Origin of the sequence: Rhizobium sp. BK456 (assembly GCF_014194045.1) — a bacterium.
Classification (GTDB): domain Bacteria; phylum Pseudomonadota; class Alphaproteobacteria; order Rhizobiales; family Rhizobiaceae; genus Rhizobium; species Rhizobium redzepovicii.
On sequence record NZ_JACIAO010000005.1, the window covers coordinates 45,511 to 66,156 of the forward strand.

The window sequence follows — 20,646 nt, forward strand, 5'->3', positions numbered from 1 at the left end:
ACCGTCGCTTAGCCGACCGGCTTTTGCAGAACGTCGAAGCGCGGATTGGTTTCGGAAAAGATCGGCAGGGCGGCGGCGCCGAGGATGGCCGTGTCCTTGCCGGTCATGCCGATCATCACACGGGGCAGATTACGCGTCCGGTTGGGATCGATCGGAACGTGCAGCGGCTCCAGCCGTTCGGCCAGCCGGCGCATCAGCGATGTCGATATGCTGCCGCCGAGCACGATGGTCTGCGGATCGAAGGCAAGTTCGAGGAAGTCGAGCGTCTGCCGCAGCGGCTGGACGGCCTGATCGAGCCAGGCATCCAGACCTTCGCCGCCCTCAGCGATCAGCGTGTCGAGATCGTCTGAAGACAGTTCCTCGGCATTGGCAATGCCCATGAATTCGTAAGCGACGGTTGGCGAGATGTAGCGGTCGAGGCAGCCGCGCTTACCGCAACTGCAGAGCTTGCCGTGCGGCTCGACGATGATATGGCCGATCTCGCCGGCATTGTTGCGGCTGCCTTTGTAGAGATGGCCGTCGAGGAACATGCCGGCGCCGATGCCGCCGCCGCCGGCAAGAAACAAATAGACGAAGCTGCTCAAACCGCGCGCGACGCCGTGAAGGCGCTCGCCGATCGCGGCTGCGGTTGCGTCGTTTTCGACGAGCACCGGTACCTTGACCCGCTGTTCCAGCTCATGCCCGACCGGAAAATCCTGCCAGCCCGGCAGGTTCTGCGGGCTGAGAGAGGTGATGCCGCCGTCGGCATAGCGGCCGGGCAGGGCCATGCCGACGCCGAGCAGCCGGTTTCGGTCGAATGTGAAGGCCTGCTGAATGTCCTCGACAATCGATTGCAGAACCGGCATCGCCCGCTGCGGATCGGGATGTTCGATAGGGCGCTCGATACGGGCGCGGACGGCGCCGGAGAGATCCGTCAGAACCCCGCTGGCGCGCTGGCGGCCAAGCTCGAGACCGATCGAATAGGCGCCGGCGGGATTGATGGAATAGGGAATGATCGGCTGTCCCCGCGCCAGCTTTTGCGCCTCGGCCGGAACGAGCAGATGCGACCGTTCCAGTTCCTCGACGATATTCGACACGGTCTGGGCGGTCAGCGCCGTCATCCGGGCGATCGCCGCACGCGACAAGGGACCGTTGGTCCGCACGGCCTCGATCACCACACGCCGGTTGTGAGACTTGGCCTGCTCGAGATTGGTGCCGGAGATCGCCTTCATGTCGCCTTCAAAGGAAATGGTGCCTCACCCTTGTCATAAGACCGATAGTGATGAAAGCCACATTCTTCGTCAGGTCTATTGAACCTCGGCATCGGCGGGCGCAACGGCATTGCGCCGCTGCAGGAGGCCGAGGATGGCGATGCCCGAGAGGCCGGTTACGGCGCTCAGCATGGCGGTTCCGGAATAACCGGTCGCCCAAGTGCCGGCGGCAAAAACCAATGCGCCGATCCCTGCACTCGCGAAGATATTGACGGAGATCAGCGCGCTGCCGAGCCCCGGCCGATCGGCGATGAGATCCTGCAGATAGGTGATCGGAAAGCTGATGATCGCCGCAGCACCGATGCCGGCGAGCAAGGTCAGCGCATAAAGATGCCATGGCTCGGAGGCAAAGCCGAGAAGGCTGAGGAATAAGGCATAGATGATGGTGCCGGCGGCAAGCGCCGTCATCTGGCCGGTCTTCCGCGCAATCCGCGACCAGACGATGATGAAGACGACCTCCAGCAGGGCGACGATGCCGACCAGAATACCGACATCGCTGAGCCGGCCATGGGCGGCGCCGGTGGCGATCAGCGGCAGAAGCGCGTCGTTCAGATGCAGGGTGCTGGTGATCAGCGCCACGCCTGCGATATGCGCCGAAATCCGCGGCGAAACCACCTGCCTGAGCGCGCCGAAATAGGTGAGGTGATGAGCCGCGGCCATTTTCGCTCCGGCCCGTTTCGGCAGCGCGAAGAGGATGATGCCCTGGCACACAAGGCAGGCGATGGCGGCGAAGAGATAGGCCGGCAGCATGCTCGACGCACCGGAGAGCACAAGGCCGGTAATGCCCGGAATCAATACCCAGGAGAGCGAGATCATGGCGCGCACGCCCGAGTTGGCCGTCACCATGTCATTGCGGTTCATGCCCTGCATCGCGGCGCGCGCATTGGCAAACAGCAGCGAATTCAGCGCTCCGAAGATCGGCAGCGGCAGCAGCCCGCTGATGGCGAAAATCGCCGCACTTGGAAAGGCATAGACCATGCCGTAACCGACGATGCCGAAAATGCAGGCGCCGATCATCGCCGAGCGGTATTCGCCGAGCCGGTCGGCAAGATTGCCGAGCAGAACGCTGACAACGACGTTCACCGCCGCCGAAGCGAAGGCCAGGAAGGAATAGAGACCGTCGCTCAGGCCCAGTTCGCGGATGCCGACGATCGAACGATAGGGTGCGGTCATCGCCCCCGCCATCCCGAAGGTGAAAATGGCGATCATGCTGGCGCGGATCGCCGGATTGCGAAAGACATCAGGAAAGAGGCGGCTCATGGAGTCATCAATCGTCAGGGAAATCGGCAGGCGCAGCCGCGGCGGGCAGTCCGGAAGGTCATGTCATGCTAAAGCGCGTCTCAATCTGTCAGATTCGCTTGTCGCGCTTTAGCTCTTTGTTTTTCCGCATGTCGTTGCCGCAAAACCGCGGCCCACTTTTGCGCCACATGCTGTCGTTTCGGCTCGGAGATCGCAGCCCTGAATTTCAATAATGCTCCGATTGCGAGAAGGTCCGCGCCAGTTCGGCCTGGCCGGCGGTGAGGCCGCAATCGACGGGCAGGCAGACGCCCGTAATGGCGGCGGCGAGCGGACCGGCCAGGAAGCCGACGGCATTGGCGACATCCCGGGGATCGACGACCCGCTGCAGCGGATACCAGCGGCGCGCTTCCTCGAAGACATTCGGATTGGCGGCGGCGCGTTTCTCCCAGGCCTGCGTCTTCACCGTGCCGGGCGCGACCGCATTCGAGCGGATGCCGAACTTGCCGTATTCGACGGCGACCAGCCGGGTGAAATGCAGCAGGCCGGCCTTGGCGGCGCTATAGGCCGGGTGCCCGAAGACATTCATGCCGTTGACCGAGGCGATGTTGACGACGGAGCCCTTCGACGCCTTCAGCATCGGTTCGAAGGCGCGGAAACACAGGAAGGCGGCTTCGAGATTGAGCGCATTGTCCGCCCGCCAGATCTCCGGCGTCGTCTCGTGCAGGCTGGTGGCCCGCGCCGCACCGGCATTGTTGACCAAGGTTCGCACCACGCCGGCCTCGGCGGCGCGGCTGACCAATTCCGCTATGCTCGCCTCGCTGGTCACATCACAGCCGGCAGCGACGAAGCGATCGGCCGGGCCGAGCTTCGAAGCGACGGCCGCCGCCGCCGCGGCATCGATATCGGCGAGCAGCACGACATCATGGTCATCGGCGAGGCGGGCGGCAATCGCCGCGCCGATATCGCCGGCCGCACCGGTGACGGTGGCTATCGACTGGGTCATTTTCCGTCGCTCCCGTTCATGAGCCTCAATCTCCAAGCAATTGCCGGTCGTCGCCGTCGCGGTGGATGACGAGCTGCTGCTTGATACGCCGCAGCGTGGTCGTCGCCTTCGGCTGAACGGCGTAGGCGACCAAGCTCGACAGGATATCGACCGTTGCGATGTAGGCGATGCGCGTCGAAGTCGGGCGATAGATGTTGTTGCCTTCGGGCAGGTCGATCGGCACGACGATTTCGGCCGCCTTGGCAACCGGGCTTGCCGTTTGGGTCAGCGCGATCGTCTTCACCTTGGCGCCGCGGGCAAGCTCGAAGGCCCGCACCAGCTCCAGATTGCGCCCCGAGAAGGACGAGCCGATCAGCACATCGCCCGGCCGGGCCGCAGCCGCCATCATCAGCTGCATGCTGTGATCGGAACTGGCGGTGATGCGAAGCCCGAGACGGAAGAGGCGGTTCTGCAGCTCGTCGGCAATCATCGACGAATTGCCGCCCGAGCCGAAGGCGTAGATCATATCGGCCTTGGCGATAAACGAAACGGCGGCTTCGATCGCGGCCAGATCGAGCGACCGGTGCAGCAGAAACAGCGCATTCTGCGCCTTGGTGATGATATCCTGGGCGACATCGGCCGGATCGGTGCTTTTCGATTCTGGCTTCAGATAGCGCACGCCGATATGGGCGGTGCGGGCGAGCTGCACCTTGAAATCGGAAAAGCTCTCGCAGCCCAGCCGCCGGCAAAAGCGGGTGACGGTCGGTGGCGATACCTCGGCGCGTTCGGCCAGCTCGATGATCGAGGCATTCACGGCGAACTCGAAATCGTTGACGATGATCTCGGCGATGCGGCTTTCGGAGGGAGAGAGCCGGCCCTTGTCTTCCTGCAATGTCGAAAAGATATCCAAAGCCGCTCCCGCCCTTATTCTCTATGCACCCTTCTTCTTATAGGCCACGCAGTCGATCTCAACCTTGCAATCGACCATCATCGACGATTGCACACAGGCGCGCGCTGGCGGATGTTCGCCGAAATACTCCTGATAGATCTTGTTGAAGGTCCAGAAGTCGCGCGGATCATCGAGCCAGACGCCGACGCGCACGACATCCTCGACGCCGTATCCGGCCTCATCGAGAATCGCCAGCACGTTGGCGATCGTCTTGTGGGTCTGGGCGATGATGTTGCCGTCGATGATCTCGCCATCTTCCATTGCAACCTGGCCGGAAACATAGAGCCATCCGTCAGCCTCGACCGCACGCGCGAAGGGCAGCGCCTTGCCGCCGGCCCCCGTTTGAACAGTGCCATAGCGCTTGATGGGCATGCTGAAGTCCTTGCAAATTATTTTCTTGATAAGTTGACAAATGACCATAGAAAGCAGAATTTGACCAGTGAAAAACATGGATTATGAAAAGAATTTCAATCCGGGGCTAATATGCGCGACCCTTTCCAGAATCCCTTCCCCTCCGACAGCGCCCGGCAGGCGATCTGGGAAATGCTCGTTCCGCGCGATATCGATGCTTTTCTCGCCGCCGACTGGTCGAAGGTCGAGCATGATTTCGTCGAAGAGGGTTTCATCGGCATCGACGCCCAGAAGCAGGTCAGCCCCGACAGGTGGCGCCTGGCCTTTCCGACGCTGTCGGCCTATCGCCAGGAATGGCTGAGACAGGCGAAGGATTTTGCCGAGCAGCGCTTCGCAGAAGATGCGCGCACGGCGATCTTCACCACGACGACGCTCGAGGATATCGAGATCGAAGGCGAGATGGCGCTGGTGCGCAAGAAATTCGACGGCGGCATTACCAAGGCTGACGGCACCCGCGACGTCCTGCAATGGCAGACGCTCTATTATTGCCGGCTGCACCAGGGGCGCTGGAAGATCTCAGGTTTCACCGGCTACCTGCCGAACCCGATGGGGTGACGCGGGGCCGACAACACGAAGGCCACTTTCTTGCGCATTTTCACGGCGGCATTGGCGACCGAGACCAATACTTTCTCCCCGATCTGCGTGGATCGCCGCGCATTCGAAGCCTCGCTTTATGCGCCGCCCGGCGAGCATCCGGAAACGCCGACGCTCTGCACCGCGCCGATCACCGTCGGCAGGCGCGTCACCAAAGAAAAAGGTTGGCAGCTGATCGAGGGAACCGCCACCTGGGCCGATCCTGCCGGCCTTGTCAACCGGGCGACCTATGAGGAATTGCGCGATGAAATCCTCGACCAGCTGAGAGCAGCAATGCCGGTCGATGCCGTCGTCATGGGCCTGCATGGCGCCATGGTGGCGGCCGGATATGAGGATACGGAAGGCGATCTTCTCCAGCGCATGCGTGAGATCGTCGGTCCCGATGTTCTCATCTGCGCCGAGCTCGATCCGCACAGCCACCTGACGGCCAAACGCGTCGCCGCCCTCGATTTCGCCGTTTATTTCAAGGAGTTTCCGCATACGGACTTCGTCGACCGCGCCGAGGATCTCTGGCGCATCGCCGTCGACACGCTGGAAGGCCGGGTCAAGCCTGTGATCTCGGTGTTCGACTGCCGGATGATCGACGTCTTCCCGACCTCGCGCGAGCCGATGCGCTCCTTCGTCGACAAGATCATGCGGATCGAGAAGGATGATCCCGATATCCTGTCGATCTCAGTGATCCACGGCTTCATGGTCGGCGACGTTCCCGAAATGGGAACGAAGCTGCTGGTTGTCACCGACAACAAGCCGGAAAAGGGCGCCGCCCTGGCGCGCGACCTCGGCCTCGAACTGTTTTCGAAACGTGGCACTTTCATGGTGCCCCAGATCGACGAGAAGGAAGCCGTCGCGCGCGCGATGGCTGCGACCGCATGGCCGGTCGTCATTGCCGATGTCTGGGACAATCCGGGCGGCGGCACGGCCGGCGACGCGACCGTCATCCTCGCCGAGTTGATGGCCCGCGGCGTCACGAGTGCCGCGATCGGCACCATTTGGGATCCGATGGCGGTGCAAATCTGTTTTGCGGCGGGCGAGGGGGCGGAAATTCCGCTGCGCTTCGGCGCCAAGTCGGCGCCCGGCACCGGCAATCCGATCGACGGCACGATCAAGGTCGTCAGGCTGGTGAAAAATGCCGAGATGCAGTTCGGCGAGAGCCTCGCCCCCTTCGGCGATGCCGCCCATATCGTGCTCGACGGCATCGACATCATCCTCAATTCGACGCGCGCCCAGAGCTTCGATCCCAGCCTGTTTTCGGTGATGGGCATCGATCCCGAGAAGCAGAAGATCCTGGTGATCAAATCCACCAATCACTTCTTCGCCTCCTTCTCCAGGATCGCCGCCGAGATCCTTTACTGCTCCGCCGGAACGCCCTATCCCAATAATCCGGCGACGACGCCGTATCGGCGGGCGCCGAAGACGATATGGCCGATCGTCGCCGATCCACATAGAAGAGAACGCGGAGCCGCCTAGATGCCTGATGCCAGCTTTGCCGTCGTCGCCAAGGCAGGCGACAGGATCGCCGATCTCTCGACGCCGCGCCCGGTGATCGATGAGGACCGGCTGGCTGCCAACATCGCCCGCGTTCAATCCTATATGGATGAGCACGGCCTGAACTTCCGCCCGCATATCAAGACGCACAAGATCCCGGCGCTCGCCGTCGCCCAGGTCGCCGCCGGCGCCAAGGGCATCAACTGCCAGAAGGTCACGGAGGCGGAAGTCTTCGCCGAAGCCGGCTTCAACGACATCCTCATCACCTTCAACATCCTCGGACAGCAGAAGCTCGAGCGCCTCGCCAGGCTGAACGCGCGCATTTCGGCCCTCAAGGTCGTCGCCGACAGCGAGGTGACGGTCGATGGGCTCGCCGCGCATTTTTCCGGCCACAAGCCGCTGACCGTGCTGGTCGAATGCGACACCGGCGGCGGCCGCTGCGGCGTGCAGACACCGGAGGAAGCCGCCGCGCTCGCCCGGCGCATCGCCGCTGCCGACGGCCTCACCTTCGGCGGCATCGTCACCTATCCCAAACCGCAATCGGCCGCCGCCATCGAAGCCTTCATCGCCGAGACGCTGGACCTCCTGCAATCCGACGGCATCGCCTGCCCGATCGTCAGCAATGGCGGAACGCCGAGCCTGTTCGAGGCGCATCTCGTCACCTCCGCCACCGAACACCGCGCCGGCACCTATATCTATAACGACCGCCAGATGGTGCGCATGGGCCATTGCAGCGAGGACGATTGCGCCATGCACGTGCTCGCCACCGTCGTCTCCCGCCCAACCGCCGACCGCGCCGTCATCGATGCCGGCTCGAAAGCCCTGACCTCGGACCTCCAGGGCTTCAGCGATTACGGCCTGATCGTCGGCTATCCCCAAGCGCGCATCACCAGCCTCTCGGAAGAACACGGCGTGATCGATCTTGCAAACTGCACCGGCCCCCGGCCGCAGATTGGCGAGAAGCTCTTCATCGTCCCGAACCACACCTGCGTGGTTTCCAACCTGTTCGATACGATGGTGTTTCATCGGGGTGGGGTGGTGACTCGGGTCGAGGAAGTCGCGGCCCGCGGGCTGGTTTGGTAGGGGGCGGCTGCGGTTGAGGGCGAAATGCCTCTGAGCGGCGCAGGGCGCTGTATTCGTGACTTGTTGGCGATCTCGGTATCAGCAAGGATGCAGTTGCTGATATCGCAAAAACGTGCGCGCTGCGGGATGACTTCATTGCGCCTAGGATAGGTGGACAGGTGAGTCGACGCCCCCTTCGTAAGTCCGAAATTCTTGGTTTCAGTCTCATCATTTCAGCTATAGGGTGGGAGACATCGCCCAAAGGGGAAAGGCCAATGCCCCCAGAGAAGAAGGACCGTTCGTCCGTCGCGCTGGAACAGCGCGACGTAAGCGCCGACCAGCGCATGTTCTCACCTTCCGTTGCGCGAAATTCGGTGCCGATCCTCGCGGTCCTAAAACGTGTCCTTCCAACTCGTGGCGTCGTGCTGGAGATTGGATGTGGGACCGGCGAGCACGCCGTGTGTTTTGCGGGAGCAATGCCCGACCTCACTTGGCAGCCGAGCGATCCGGATGCCGACGCCCGCACCAGCACGTCTAGCTGGATCAAATTTGCAGGACTGAAGAATGTGCTGGCACCGCGGGATATTGATGTGTGCTCGGGACAATGGGGCGTCGAACAAACGGGGCATTTTGACGCCATCGTGTCGATCAATATGATCCATATCGCGCCATGGGGAGCAAGCTTAGGATTGTTCGCAGGAGCTGGCCGTTTGCTTCACGCTGGTGGGCTTCTTCTTCTCTACGGCCCATTCATGCGCGACGGGGCACACAACGCCCCCTCGAACGCTGCTTTCGATGCGGCTCTAAGGGAGCGCAACCCATCCTGGGGGGTGCGTGATATGGCTGATCTTGAAAAAGTGGGTGAGGCCGCTGGACTTAGTCTCCGCGAGACGATCGAGATGCCTACCAACAATATGTTGCTGGTCTTCTCCAGCGGTATTGCGTGAACGGTAAGCGGGGCGCGACAGAGAGTGGGCCTATTGCAGCATTCGGGCACTTGCTGCCGTTCGAGGTTGATCCGAGGAACTTGCGGTATTTGCTAGAATGCGGTCGAAGGCGGAATGCGACAGATGCACTGCGAGGGGCGGTGTGATCGCACCGGAATTCGCGCGACCTCTTGGAAGGGAGACGAGGACGATGCCGACACCAGAGCGGCCCAGCCTAATAGTTCGACAGAAATCCCCTGAGAATATCGAGTTTCCGTTTGCGTCGCTCTCCGATTGGCTGATCCCAACCGAGCTGTTCTTCGTGCGAAACCATTTCCCGTCGCCGGACCTCGATGCCCGAGACTGGAGATTGCGCGTTAGCGGGGCGGTGGAGCGGCCGATCGAACTTGACCTCGACAGCATCAAGGCGATGCGGAGCACGACTTTGACTGCCGTCGTTGAGTGCGCAGGGAACGGGCGCGTCTACTATGTGCCGCCGAAGGAGGGTTTGCAGTGGCAGAACGGAGCCGTCGGCAATGCCGCGTGGACAGGTGTTCCTCTGCGCGAGATTTTAGAAATGGCGGGCGTTAAGCGAACCGCACGTGAGGTTCTGCTCGTAGGCGCAGACAGCGGCGTCGTCGACACGAGCAAGAAAACGGCTTCTCCGGGCCCCATCGCTTTTGCGCGCAGTTTACCGCTTGAGAAGGCCATCGCTGACAGCACGATCCTTGCCTATTCGATGAACGGGGAGCCGTTGACGCGCGATCACGGCTACCCGCTACGCGCGGTCGTGGGTGGCTGGTTCGGCATGGCTTGGGTCAAGTGGATCACGCATATCACCGTTGTGGAGCAACCATTCCTTGGCTACTGGCAGGCGCGCGACTATTTCCGTTGGGAGCGCAGCCTCGGGGAACCAAGGCTGGTCCCCCTTGCGGAGATGGAGGTCAAAGCGCAGATCGCGCGTCCCGTGCAGGGGACGCGTCTCGTCGCCGGCCAACCGTATCGGATTTTCGGGGCCGCCTGGAGCGGAGAGGCTGCCATCCGGCAGGTGCAGGTCTGCACCGGAGATGGCAGGGGCTGGCGCGAGGGAAGGCTCCTCGAAACAGAAAGTCCCTTCGCATGGCGCTTGTGGGAATACATGTGGACCCCTGAAAAAGTGGGGCGATATATACTGCGATGTCGCGCGATCGATGCGGAGGGGTGCGTGCAGCCCGACCTTCCGCGTTCCGACTGCGAGAGCTACGCGGCCAATTGGATCGTTCCGGTGGAGGTTACGGTCGTTCCCGAGCCCCAGACATACGAGGAGGAATTCGTGATCTAAGCACCCGCATGGGGCGGAATGGCGGCTTTTGGCGCAACGGCGAGCCGCGTTGTCACTGCGTCATGTCCGCTTTGCAGCAACAGCGACGGGTGGCTCGATGACCGAGACCGACCGCAAGTTCAAACGTTCTCTATCCAACCTCACAAGGAGCAGCAGATGCAGATCGACCTCGTAGGCAAGACCGCTCTTATTACCGGATCGACCGAAGGTATCGGCTACGCGATCGCCCGCCAGCTCGCAAGGGCTGGCGCGGACGTGGTGATCAACGGGCGGTCAGAAGAAAAGACCGCAAATGCCGCCAAACGCCTGAAAGGCGAAGGTGCCGGGGGCACCGTAGCCGCCGTTGCAGCCGATGTCGCAACCGCTGAAGGGTGTGACGCTCTCGTCGCCAAGGTTCCTCATGTGGACATCCTCATCAACAACGCGGGTATTTTTCAACCGCTCGACTTCTTCGAGGCGAACGACGAGGTGTGGGATCGCCACTGGCAGGTAAACGTCATGTCGGCCGTCAGGCTTTCGCGTGCCTACCTTCCGGGCATGCAGAACGTCGACTGGGGTCGCGTCATCTTCATCGCGTCGGAATCCGGCTTTAACATTCCGGTGGAGATGATTCACTACGGCGTCAGCAAGACCGCCGATATCGCGGTTGCCCGCGGGCTCGCCAAGCGCATGGCTGGTACCGGCGTTACCGTGAACTCGGTCCTCCCCGGCCCAACACTGTCCGAAGGCGTCGAGGCGATGCTTGCCGAAGAGCGTGCGAAGACGGGCAAGCCGATCGAGGAGGTAGCGGCGGACTTCGTCAAGAAGCATCGTGGCAGTTCGATCATCCAACGAGCTGCAAGCGTCGAGGAAATCGCCAACCTCGTAACCTATCTGGCGTCGCCTTTGGCATCCGCGACGACCGGGGCTTCCATGCGCGTCGATGGAGGACTGATCGACACGCTCTGAGGTGATGCCTCGCCTGCTGGTCGTGATTGCCGGTCTGCGAAAGTCGGAGCACGACCGGGGCAGCGTTGGCGTGTCGATTGGATGACCGCAATCGTGTCCAGATGCTCTAACGTCAAAACGAACGGAAGTCCGCTCTGCGGCAATGGCAAGGTCTGCCATTGCGACTGATAAGGAGGCGCAATGCAGTCATATCCCCCGATGACATCCCAAATGTGCACGCGAGATTCTGCTATCTGCGGGAGATCCGCCAATAAGTTCGTTAGTGAAAAACAGCCCTCCTGCCGACGGGGCAAGCAATTGCTTCGAGTGTCACGTCCCCCCGCTTGGCCGACTGGCAAGCCGAACCGCCGACACACCGTCAGCTTCAAGCCGCCGTCGGGTTGATGACGTTCATATCGATTTCAGTCAATTCCACCCGCCGCTCAAACGCAATACCCGCCTCGTCGAAGAGATGGCAGTCGGCGGCATTGATGCCCGTGGCAACCGGGGCATCGGCGCGGATGCCGACGCTGCCGGGCAGCATCGCGCAGAAATTCTCGGCCTCGCCGTTGAGCGAGGCATAGGCGACCGTATTGGCGCCGAGGCGCTCGATGACGGTCGGGGTCACGGTGAAGACGATATCGCCGCCGTTCAGCTGGATATGCTCCGGGCGGATGCCGAGCGTCAGGGTTTTGCCGGCCATGCCGTCGCGCGCCGTCACCGGCAGGACGGCGGTCTGGCCGAGATAATCGACTTCGACGCCGGCGGCGCTGACGCCCCTGCAGGTGACGGACAGGAAATTCATTTTCGGGTTGCCGATGAAGCCGGCGACGAACTGGTTGGCGGGCTTGTGATAAAGCTCCAGCGGCGCGCCGGTCTGCGAGATATTTCCGGCATCGAGCACGACGATGCGGTCGGCCATGGTCATCGCCTCGACCTGGTCGTGCGTCACATAGATCATCGTCGCCTTCAGCTGCCGGTGCAGCTTGGCAAGCTCGATGCGCATGTCGGCGCGGAGTGCTGCGTCAAGGTTGGAGAGCGGCTCGTCGAACAGGAAGATTTTCGGTTCGCGCACGATGGCGCGGCCGATCGCGACGCGCTGGCGCTGGCCGCCGGACAGCATGCCGGGTTTCTGTTGCAGCCGCTGTTCGAGGTGAAGGATGCGCGCCGCGTTTTCCACCTTGGCCTTGAGCTTCTCCTCTTCCATCCTCTCGACCCGAAGCGGGAAGGCGATGTTCTCGAAGACCGTCATGTGCGGATAAAGCGCGTAGGACTGAAACACCATGGCGATGCCGCGCTTGACCGGCGGCAGGTCGTTGACCCTGATGCCGTTGATGACGATATCTCCAGCCGTCGTCGCATCGAGGCCGGCGATCATCCGCAAGAGCGTGGATTTGCCGCAGCCCGACGGCCCGACGAAGACGACGAACTCGCCGTTCTTCACCTCGAGCTGCACGCCCTTCAGAACTTCGTAGTCGCCGTAGAATTTCTGAACTTTGTTGAGAAGGAGCTGTCCCAAAAATCTGTCTCCGCCGGCGGTCTTCGTCGCACATTCAATAGAGGGGAGGGGCCGCGGCTCGTGCCGCGACCCCAGGGAGCCTCAGGAGGGCTTATTTGAAGGCTTCGATTTCACCGGCAGCCTTCTTCAGCGCTGCTTCCGGTTCGGCCTTGCCGGTGACGACCGACTGGATCATCTCGATCATCGAGTTCTGGAAGCCCTTATAGTCGGTGAACAGCGGCTCGGGACCACCATAGCTGATGCCCTCGATGAGCGGCTTCCAATAGGGATCCTTGGCGACGAACTCGTCGACCTTTGCCGAAGGACGCAGCGGGGTGAGGCCGGCGCCGCCCTGCAGCTCGTATTCCGACTGGACGTCGGGCGAGGTGATGAACTTGGCGAACTCGGTCGCCTTGTCCTCGACGCCGGAGCCCTTGAAGATCGCCAGGCTGTCGGTGATCAGCAGCGTGCCAGGGCCCTTGGCATCGGGGCCGAGCGGCAGCGTCGTGATGCCCCAGCTGATCTGCGTCTTCTTCAGGCGGTCGGCGGCACCCGAACCAGCCTGGATCATCGCCACCTTGCCATCGAGGAAGATGGCGCGGACTTCGTTCTGCTCATAGGCCGTCGGGCCTTCTTCGGAGTAGGGGACGATATCCTTGTAGGCCTTCAGCGCGGCGAGAATCTGCGGGCTGTCGAGCGTGACCTTGCCGTCGGCATCGGTCACCGCGCCGTTATTGGTGTAAACCCAATGCATGAACTGGTGCATCGTGTTGTCGAAGGTCTTGGCGGAAAGACCGAAGCCCGGAATGCCAGTCTTTTCCTTGATGGTTTTGGCCATTTCGATTTCTTCGGCCCAGGTCTTCGGCGGCTTCTCGGGGTCAAGGCCGGCCTGCTTGAAGAGATCCTTGTTCCAGTAGAGCGCCTTGGTGGAGAAGGCGATCGGAACGCCCCACTGGTTGCCCTCGAAGGTCACCGTATCGACGATGTGGGGGTAATAGGTCTTCTTCTCATCATCGGTCATCGGCACCGGAACGATAAGGTCGTTCTGCGCGAATTCCTTCAACGTGCGCGAGCCGACATAGGCCATGGCAACCGGCGTGCCGGCGGCAGCGAGCGTCGTTGCCTTGTCCTGGCACTGCGCCCAGCCGACCACCTCAGGCGTGATCTTCCAGCCTGCGTTCTTTTCTTCCCACTGCTTGATGTATTTGGTATGGACCGGGTCGATCGTGTCGCCGCAATAGATCCAGCTGATTTCCTTGTCGGCCGCATGGGCAGTGACCGCAGTCAATGCCGTCGAACCGAGCAAAGCGAGCGCCATAAGGCCTGTCTTGATTGTTATGCTCACGTCGTGACTCCCGTTCTTGTGTTAGCTGTTCACTCGTTTTTTGGTCTTATTGTTTCACCGCACCGGCGGTCAGCCCGCCGACAAGGTAGCGCTGAAGGAAGAAGATGACGACCATCGCCGGCGCGATGCCGACGAAGGAAGCCGCCATCAGTTCGTTCCAGATGACCTCCTGCTTGCCGAAATAAGCAAAGAGACCCACCGGAAGGGGCATGTATTCGGTCTTCGAGTTGAAGGTCAGCGCGAAGATGAATTGCTGGGCGTAAGCGCCGATGAAGGTGGTGATGGCGACGACGATGATCCCCGGCATCGCAATCGGCAGGATGACGCGGCGCAGCGTGTAGAAGTGGCTGGCGCCATCCATATAGGCGGCTTCGTTGAGCTCCTGCGGGATACGGATCATGTAGGTACGCAGCAGCCAGATCGCCGAGGGGATCAGGAAGGCCACGCCAGGCACGATCATGGCGAGATAGGTGTTGAGCACGCCCATGCTGCGCATCAGCCGGAAGAGCGGGATCAAGAGCACGGCGCCGGAGAACATGTTCACCGTCAGGAAGGCGCCGAGCAGGATGCCCATGCCCTTGAACTCGAACTTCGCGAAGGCGTAGGCCGCCGGAATGACGAGGCAGAGCACGATCAGCGTGACGATGATCGAGATGAAGAACGAGTTGAAGATATAGCGCCCGAAACCCGGCACGCTGACCCACATCGTCCGATAGGCTTCGAAGGAACCGTTCTCCGGCCAGAAGCGGTAGGGCGAGGAGAAGAGCTGGCTGAGCGGCTTCAGCGACACCATGAAACCTTCGAAGAAGGGCGCCAGCACGAAGAACAGAAACAAGGCGATGCCGCAATAGATCAGGATGATTTCCCACCAGCGGTAACGGTCGATCATGGCAGCACTGCTCATGCGCGCTTCTCCGGGTTGAGGCGGCGGGTGACGCGGAAATAGGCAAAGCAGAAGAGCGACAGGAAGATGCAGATCAGCACGGCGCGCGCTGCCCCTTCGCCGTATTTTTTCGAGCCGATGGCGGTCTGATAGGTGTCGATGATCATCGTCGTCGTCTCGCCGCTCGGCCCGCCCTGCGTCAGGATCCAGATAATGTCGAAGGAGTTGAAAGTGGCGATCAGCGACAGCATCGACATGGTGATGATGGCGGGCACCATCAGCGGCAGAGTGATGCGGCGGAAGCGGTACCAGCGGCCGGCGCCGTCGGTCCAGGCGGCCTCGTAGAGATCCTTCGGAATCGACTGGATCGCCGCCAGGAAGTAGATCGTCACCAGCGGTACGCCGATCCACACGTCGGTGACGATCGTCGCCCAGAAGGCGGTGCTGCCATAGGCGAGGAAGGCGACCGGACCGTCGACCAGACCGAAGCGCTGCAAAACGCCCGATATCATCCCGAACTGGCCATTATACATCCAGCCCCACATGAAGATGCCGATCGCCATCGGCACGATCCAGGGCGGCATGGTCAATAGCCGGAACAGCGAGCGGCCGGGTACGGCGGCATTCAGCATCGTCGCGCCGAAGGTGCCGATCACCATTTTCAGCGCGACCGAGAAGAAGGTCCAGACGAAGGTGCGGAAGATGACCTCGGCAAAGGTGGCGTTGAAGATCTTCTCGTAATTGACCCAGCCGACCCAGTTGGTGGTCTTCTTCAGCGACGCATCGGTGAAGGAGAGAATGAAGGTATCGACGAGGGGATAGGCGACGATGGCGAGAACATAGAGAACGGCCGGAAGGAGGAGGATCCAGGCGAAGATGAAGGCGCTTCTTTGGACACTCATCTTGCCGTCGTCCTCAAGCCGCTCTTGCGTGAAGGGCCTCGTCGAAGCGGTCCCAGATGGGACGCAGGTCGACGACGGTTTTCTTCATCCTCGCTTCGTCCATCGCCAGCGCCAGGATGCCGGCTTCGAGCGCATTCAGCGTGGACACGGGCAGTTCGAGCCCGGTGCGCACGCTTTCCAAAAGGTCGCTCGCCATCTGCTCATCGGCGCCGTAATGCTGGGAGAGCTCAGTGGCGGCATATTTGTTTTCAACCACCTTGTTGCCGGTCAGCTGCTCATGCACATCGAGATAGCCGCGCACGAAATCGCCTTCGGCCATGCCGCGCGAGCCCATGATGGCGAAGCGGCGGAATTGATCGGGCACATTCAGATTGGTGTGGAAGTTCATGCCGACGCCGTTTTCATATTCGACGATCGCCACTTGGTAATCGATGATGTCGGCATCGCTGTCGAAGACCTTGTCGGAGCCCATCCAGCCGCTCGGCTTGCGGTGGAAAAGCTCGAGATCGTTGATACCCTCGCGGGCCGGATCGTTGGCCGGAATGAAGCTCTTGCGGCCGCCGAAACTGGCGACCCGCTCCGGCCTTGCGCCGACGACGCCATTATAAAGGTCGAGGTCGTGGCAGCATTTCTCCAGCATGAAGCTGCCGGAATAGCGCTCGTAGCGGCGCCAATCGCGCATGAAGAAGGCGCCGTGATAGGGCTCGATATGTTCGGAAGCCTCGATCGAGACGATCTGGCCGAGTTTGCCCTCGGCCTGGATGGCGCGCAGATCCTTGTAGAGGGGCGAATAACGCAGCACCAGACCAACCATCAGCCGCTCGTGACCGAACTTCGCCATCAGATGGGCAAGCTCGATGCTCTCGGCGATTGATGTGACGATCGGCTTTTCGCAGAAGACCTTGAGGCCGGCTTGCAGCCCGAGCCTGATATGATCGAGGTGCAGGTGATTGGGGGAGCCGATCATCAGCAGATCGAGCTTTTCGGAGGCGAGCAGTTCCTGCGGCGAGCCATATGCCTTGCCGACCGAAATTCCCTTTTCCGTCAATCCGGGAAGCCCGGCGGGATCCGGATCCACATAGCCGACAATGTCGAAGCTGCTATCGATCGCTTTGAAGACGTAGCCGAGATAGCCGAGCCGGAATCCGAGCCCGATGATTCCCACTTTCATGCCGATCAAGTTCCCAGTTTAGGTAATTTATTTTCTTTAAGTTGGGACAAAAAACGAGAGGCGTCAATAGAAAACGGGCCTCACAGCATGAGTATGAAATTTATTTTCATAGATCGGTAGGCGGCTGCCGATTGCCGGCTGCGACAGGCAGGCCGCGGATTGCAAATGGAAAAGCGCGCACCGCTTGAGGCGGCGGCGGCGAAATCAGCCTCTGCCGCCGCAAGTGGCGATCGCTGCGGCAAGCTCACGCCAAACTCGCGAAATGTTGAAAAGAGTCACGATTTTGCGTGTGTAGGATGGTGCGAAACCCAAAGCCAAGGAGGAGCCATCATGACCCGCATGACAGCCAAGGACTTCCCGCAGGAAATTCTCGAACTCTACGATTACTACGCGCACGGGAAAATCACCAAGCGCGAGTTTCTCGACCGGGCCGGCAAATTCGCCGTCGGCGGGCTGACGGCAGCCGCCATCCTCTCGTCGCTGAGCCCTGATTACGCGCTGGCAACCCAGGTCGAGTTCACCGATCCGGACATCGTGGCCGAATACATCACCTATCCCTCGCCGAAAGGAAATGGCGACGTCCGCGGCTATCTCGTCCGTCCTAAGAACGCCACCGGCAAAGTCGCGGCCGTGGTGGTCGTGCACGAGAACAGAGGCCTGAACCCCTATATCGAGGATGTGGCGCGGCGTGTGGCGAAGGCCGGCTTCATCGCGCTGGCGCCGGATGGCCTCACTTCGGTCGGGGGTTATCCCGGCAATGACGAAAAGGGACGGGAACTGCAGCAGAAGGTCGATCCGGAAAAGCTGATGAACGACTTCTTCGCGGCCGTCGAGTTTCTGATGAAGAGCGACCTCACCACCGGCAAGGTCGGCATCACCGGCTTCTGCTATGGCGGCGGCGTCGCCAATGCCGCGGCAGTCGCCTATCCGGAACTTGCCGCCGCCGTGCCGTTCTACGGCAGGCAGCCGCGCGCCGAAGATGTGCCGAAGATCAAGGCGCCCCTGCTTCTGCATTATGCCGGGCTGGACAAGGGCATCAACGAAGGCTGGCCGGCCTATGAAGCGGCGCTGAAATCCTCTCAGAAAACCTACGAGGCCTATGTCTATCCCGACGTCAACCACGGCTTCCACAATGATTCCACGCCGCGCTACGACGAAGCAGCCGCCAAGCTCGCCTGGCAGCGAACCGTCGACTGGTTTACGAAATACCTTGCTTGAGAGGGGCGTGGCCTGAACGCTGCAGTGGGCGGGGCGGGGGTTCCCCGCCTTCTATCCGTGTCGTGGCTTGTCAGAGCGACTGACGGCCTGCAATCAGGCTCCAGAAGGGATCGTCGCCGGACAGGTTTTCAAAATCGGCAAGCTTGCGAAGTTGCAGGAAAAAACAGCGTCGTACCCATTCCGATTTCCCCAGCGCAAGCAGTCCATGAACTTAACTTCACGTTCGTGATCACTCATCGGCGCTTCGAGCGACCCCTTGGCGTGCAAACGTGATTTCCAATAGATGCGCCCGTCGCGCAACGTGACCGTGACGACATGCGGGAGCCGCTCCACGCCTTTTTCCTCTTCGGCCGAATAGGACTCCATGCCGATGCGCGGCATGAATTCCCGGATTTCCGGCCGTCCGATCCCCTGCCGCGTAAAGTCCGAAAGGCTGAGAGCCCCATTGAGGAAAGCTGTCGCCAGGCAGTATTGCATCGAGAAGCGGGCCTGCATCTCATCGGTGGGCTCGGGATAAGCGAGGTTGCGGACGGCGGATATGCCGACTTTCGCCTCGATCCTGGCAATGTCGCCCGCCAAAAGTCCATGCTCCTGCTTCAGATCCAGAAGCGCGTCGATGGCGCGATGGGTGGAGGCGCAGCAGGGATGGCGTTTGGTCACCACACCGCGGCTTTCGATGATATGCTCCTCGTCGAATGTCAGGCCGTCCCAGCCCTTGGCATCATCGCCTCCGAAAAGGTCGAGGAAGCCTTGCGGCCCCTCGAGGATATCCGGCCGGCCGCTCATGCCCGCAAGCGCCATGCGCGCCGCATCCACGGCATTGCGCGCGGCAATGCCGGCGTGAAGCGGTTTGGCGGCCGTGCCGAATTGCCCTTTCGGGCCACAGGCGAAGCTCGTCGCGAGACTCATCGCCGCGACCAGGCCGTTTTCGTCGGCACCGAGAAGCCGGGCCACGCCAGCCGCAGCCCCAATGCTGCCGACCGTCGCCGTCGCGTGCCAGCCCCTGTTGTAGTGAGAGGGATTGACGCCGAAGCCGACCGCCGCTTGCGCTTCCAGCCCTGCCAGATAGGCTTCGAGAAACCGCCTTCCGCTTGTGGCCTTGCCGCTCGCCAGAACCGCCAGCAGCGCCGGCACCAGCACCGCGGAAGCATGCGCCCTCGCCGGATGGAAATTGTCATCGAAATCGAGTGCATGCGCCGCCGTTGCGTTGATGAGTGCGGCGAGCGAGGGCGAAGCGGAGCCGCCGGTGACGAGCCGCGCTTCGCCGCCTCCGGCGATTTCCCCGTCGAAAGCGCGGGTGAGCGCGGCAACGCTTTCATCGCTTCTGCCGGCAATCATGCAGCCGATGGTGTCCACCGCAGCATCTCTTGCCCGGTCCATGGCGAGGTTTGAGAACGTCGTTCGCGACAGGACCTGTTGCGCGATCTTCCGGAGAATGGTGGCCATTGACGAAAGTCTTTCCGTGAGTTTGGTTCTCAGCGGAAAATGTTCAACTTTCCTGAGATCCGCAATCTTATGCGGTTTGCGGGTAGGGCTATCGACATTGGAGATAGAATGGCGCGAGACACGAGTGCGGCGATCAGCCTGAAGCATATCGAGGCCTATGACGCCATCGCCGCGACGGGCTCGACGATCGCCGCTTCCGTCGAGCTTGGGATCTCGCAATCGAACGCCAGTCGTTTGCTGCAGCAACTGGAAGACTATCTCGGCGTTCGGCTTTTCGATCGGGAAAAGAACCGCCTTCAACCGACCCGCGAAGGACTGCAACTCGGCCCGGAAATCCGCGCCATTTCCGACCGGCTGCGCGCCTTGAAAACGGCAGCGATGGAGCTTGAGAGCGGTCGATCGCGAGAGATCATGCTGCGGCTCGCCTTTCCCGCCAGCCTTTCCTCGACGCGCATTCCGAAGCTTGTGAAGAAGTTTCTCGCAGAAAATGGCCCGATGCGCGTCGAAGTCGCGTCCGGCACCTATCTGGCAATCGAACGGATGGTGGCCGACGGCGAGGCCGATGTCGGTTTCGCGCGTCTGCCGCTGAGGAGCCCGGGCTTGAAGCAGAAAAAGATCCTGTCGTCGCGGATCATTTGCGTGCTGCACAACGATCATCCCAAAGCCGGCAGCCGGCAATTGTCGGTCGGCGAGCTGAAAGGGCAGGATCTGATCATGCTGAGCAGGGAGCGCCCGGTTCGCCATGAGCTGGAGGCGTTGTTCTACAAGGCCGGCATCCGCCAACGCCCCTTGCTCGAAGCTCATTCGGTGGCGAGTGCCTGCGCGCTGGCCGCGCAGGGGCTCGGCATTGCGCTGGTCGGCGAGATCATCGCCAGCGAATATGCGACGCTGCCCCTGCAGTTCATTCCGCTCGAACCGGAACTGCCGGTTGCCTACGCGCTGATCAGCGGAGAGAAATTTCCGATGCCCAAGGCCGCCAGCCTCTTCCTTCAAAGCATTTCGGACTGGGCATGATGACGGCGCCTGAACCGTCCCGG

At 61.5% G+C, this 20,646-nt stretch carries 18 protein-coding genes and 1 pseudogene; 8 read left to right on the forward strand and 11 right to left on the reverse strand.

Going from position 1 to position 20,646, the window contains the following annotated elements:
- Positions 1 to 8 precede the first annotated feature (8 nt).
- The 5 genes from FHX03_RS15615 to FHX03_RS15635 all read right to left on the reverse strand — a co-directional run bounded on the left by FHX03_RS15615 (position 9) and on the right by FHX03_RS15635 (position 4,792).
- On the reverse strand, positions 9 to 1,211 hold the full coding sequence (locus tag FHX03_RS15615) for an ROK family transcriptional regulator (RefSeq protein WP_183854439.1): 1,203 nt from the start codon (positions 1,209 to 1,211) through the stop codon (positions 9 to 11).
- Positions 1,212 to 1,286: 75 nt separating this feature from the next.
- Complete coding sequence (locus FHX03_RS15620; RefSeq protein WP_183854441.1) at positions 1,287 to 2,510, reverse strand: MFS transporter; 1,224 nt, start codon at positions 2,508 to 2,510, stop codon at positions 1,287 to 1,289.
- Between the two features lie 205 nt (positions 2,511 to 2,715).
- The gene (locus FHX03_RS15625) at positions 2,716 to 3,492 is read right to left on the reverse strand and encodes an SDR family oxidoreductase (protein ID WP_131710803.1); all 777 of its coding nucleotides are present in this window, start codon (positions 3,490 to 3,492) and stop codon (positions 2,716 to 2,718) included.
- Between the two features lie 25 nt (positions 3,493 to 3,517).
- Positions 3,518 to 4,381: a MurR/RpiR family transcriptional regulator gene (locus FHX03_RS15630; RefSeq protein ID WP_097629737.1), complete on the reverse strand. Its 864-nt coding sequence runs from the start codon at positions 4,379 to 4,381 to the stop codon at positions 3,518 to 3,520.
- Positions 4,382 to 4,402: 21 nt separating this feature from the next.
- Positions 4,403 to 4,792, reverse strand: coding sequence for a RidA family protein (locus FHX03_RS15635; protein WP_054184612.1), 390 nt, complete (start codon positions 4,790 to 4,792; stop codon positions 4,403 to 4,405).
- Positions 4,793 to 4,903: 111 nt separating this feature from the next.
- On the opposite strand from FHX03_RS15635, the gene FHX03_RS15640 reads away from it, so the two are divergent.
- The 6 genes from FHX03_RS15640 to FHX03_RS15665 all read left to right on the forward strand — a co-directional run bounded on the left by FHX03_RS15640 (position 4,904) and on the right by FHX03_RS15665 (position 11,167).
- Positions 4,904 to 5,386, forward strand: coding sequence for a hypothetical protein (locus tag FHX03_RS15640; protein ID WP_183854443.1), 483 nt, complete (start codon positions 4,904 to 4,906; stop codon positions 5,384 to 5,386).
- Positions 5,387 to 5,416: 30 nt separating this feature from the next.
- Positions 5,417 to 6,892, forward strand: a complete 1,476-nt coding sequence (locus FHX03_RS15645; RefSeq protein WP_183854445.1) for a M81 family metallopeptidase — start codon at positions 5,417 to 5,419, stop codon at positions 6,890 to 6,892.
- Complete coding sequence (locus FHX03_RS15650) at positions 6,893 to 7,993, forward strand: D-TA family PLP-dependent enzyme (RefSeq protein WP_183854446.1); 1,101 nt, start codon at positions 6,893 to 6,895, stop codon at positions 7,991 to 7,993.
- A gap of 254 nt (positions 7,994 to 8,247) precedes the next feature.
- Entirely contained in the window at positions 8,248 to 8,919 is a 672-nt protein-coding gene (locus FHX03_RS15655) for a DUF938 domain-containing protein (RefSeq protein ID WP_183854448.1), read from the forward strand.
- Between the two features lie 190 nt (positions 8,920 to 9,109).
- The gene (locus FHX03_RS15660; RefSeq protein WP_246699256.1) at positions 9,110 to 10,219 is read left to right on the forward strand and encodes a sulfite oxidase; all 1,110 of its coding nucleotides are present in this window, start codon (positions 9,110 to 9,112) and stop codon (positions 10,217 to 10,219) included.
- A gap of 156 nt (positions 10,220 to 10,375) precedes the next feature.
- Positions 10,376 to 11,167, forward strand: coding sequence for an SDR family NAD(P)-dependent oxidoreductase (locus tag FHX03_RS15665; RefSeq protein WP_097629063.1), 792 nt, complete (start codon positions 10,376 to 10,378; stop codon positions 11,165 to 11,167).
- Positions 11,168 to 11,531: 364 nt separating this feature from the next.
- On the opposite strand, the gene FHX03_RS15670 is transcribed toward FHX03_RS15665, so the two are convergent.
- The 5 genes from FHX03_RS15670 to FHX03_RS15690 all read right to left on the reverse strand — a co-directional run bounded on the left by FHX03_RS15670 (position 11,532) and on the right by FHX03_RS15690 (position 16,945).
- Positions 11,532 to 12,665, reverse strand: coding sequence for an ABC transporter ATP-binding protein (locus tag FHX03_RS15670; protein ID WP_097629062.1), 1,134 nt, complete (start codon positions 12,663 to 12,665; stop codon positions 11,532 to 11,534).
- Between the two features lie 91 nt (positions 12,666 to 12,756).
- The gene (locus FHX03_RS15675) at positions 12,757 to 13,962 is read right to left on the reverse strand and encodes an ABC transporter substrate-binding protein (protein ID WP_097629061.1); all 1,206 of its coding nucleotides are present in this window, start codon (positions 13,960 to 13,962) and stop codon (positions 12,757 to 12,759) included.
- 73 nt (positions 13,963 to 14,035) lie between these two features.
- Complete coding sequence (locus FHX03_RS15680; RefSeq protein ID WP_003594798.1) at positions 14,036 to 14,893, reverse strand: carbohydrate ABC transporter permease; 858 nt, start codon at positions 14,891 to 14,893, stop codon at positions 14,036 to 14,038.
- Positions 14,890 to 15,774: a carbohydrate ABC transporter permease gene (locus tag FHX03_RS15685; RefSeq protein ID WP_049735830.1), complete on the reverse strand. Its 885-nt coding sequence runs from the start codon at positions 15,772 to 15,774 to the stop codon at positions 14,890 to 14,892. The genes FHX03_RS15680 and FHX03_RS15685 overlap by 4 nt, the downstream gene beginning before the upstream one ends.
- A gap of 13 nt (positions 15,775 to 15,787) precedes the next feature.
- A complete protein-coding gene (locus tag FHX03_RS15690; protein ID WP_116409423.1) occupies positions 15,788 to 16,945 on the reverse strand; it encodes a Gfo/Idh/MocA family protein in 1,158 nt (385 codons plus the stop codon).
- 330 nt (positions 16,946 to 17,275) lie between these two features.
- On the opposite strand from FHX03_RS15690, the gene yghX reads away from it, so the two are divergent.
- Positions 17,276 to 18,163, forward strand: coding sequence for a YghX family hydrolase (gene yghX / locus FHX03_RS15695; RefSeq protein WP_097629058.1), 888 nt, complete (start codon positions 17,276 to 17,278; stop codon positions 18,161 to 18,163).
- A gap of 70 nt (positions 18,164 to 18,233) precedes the next feature.
- Here yghX and FHX03_RS15700 read toward each other — a convergent pair.
- A pseudogene (locus FHX03_RS15700) lies at positions 18,234 to 19,609 on the reverse strand (MmgE/PrpD family protein).
- 39 nt (positions 19,610 to 19,648) lie between these two features.
- Between FHX03_RS15700 and FHX03_RS15705 the strand changes: the two are divergent.
- Positions 19,649 to 20,623, forward strand: coding sequence for a LysR family transcriptional regulator (locus tag FHX03_RS15705; protein WP_183854452.1), 975 nt, complete (start codon positions 19,649 to 19,651; stop codon positions 20,621 to 20,623).
- The last annotated feature ends 23 nt before the right edge of the window (positions 20,624 to 20,646 follow it).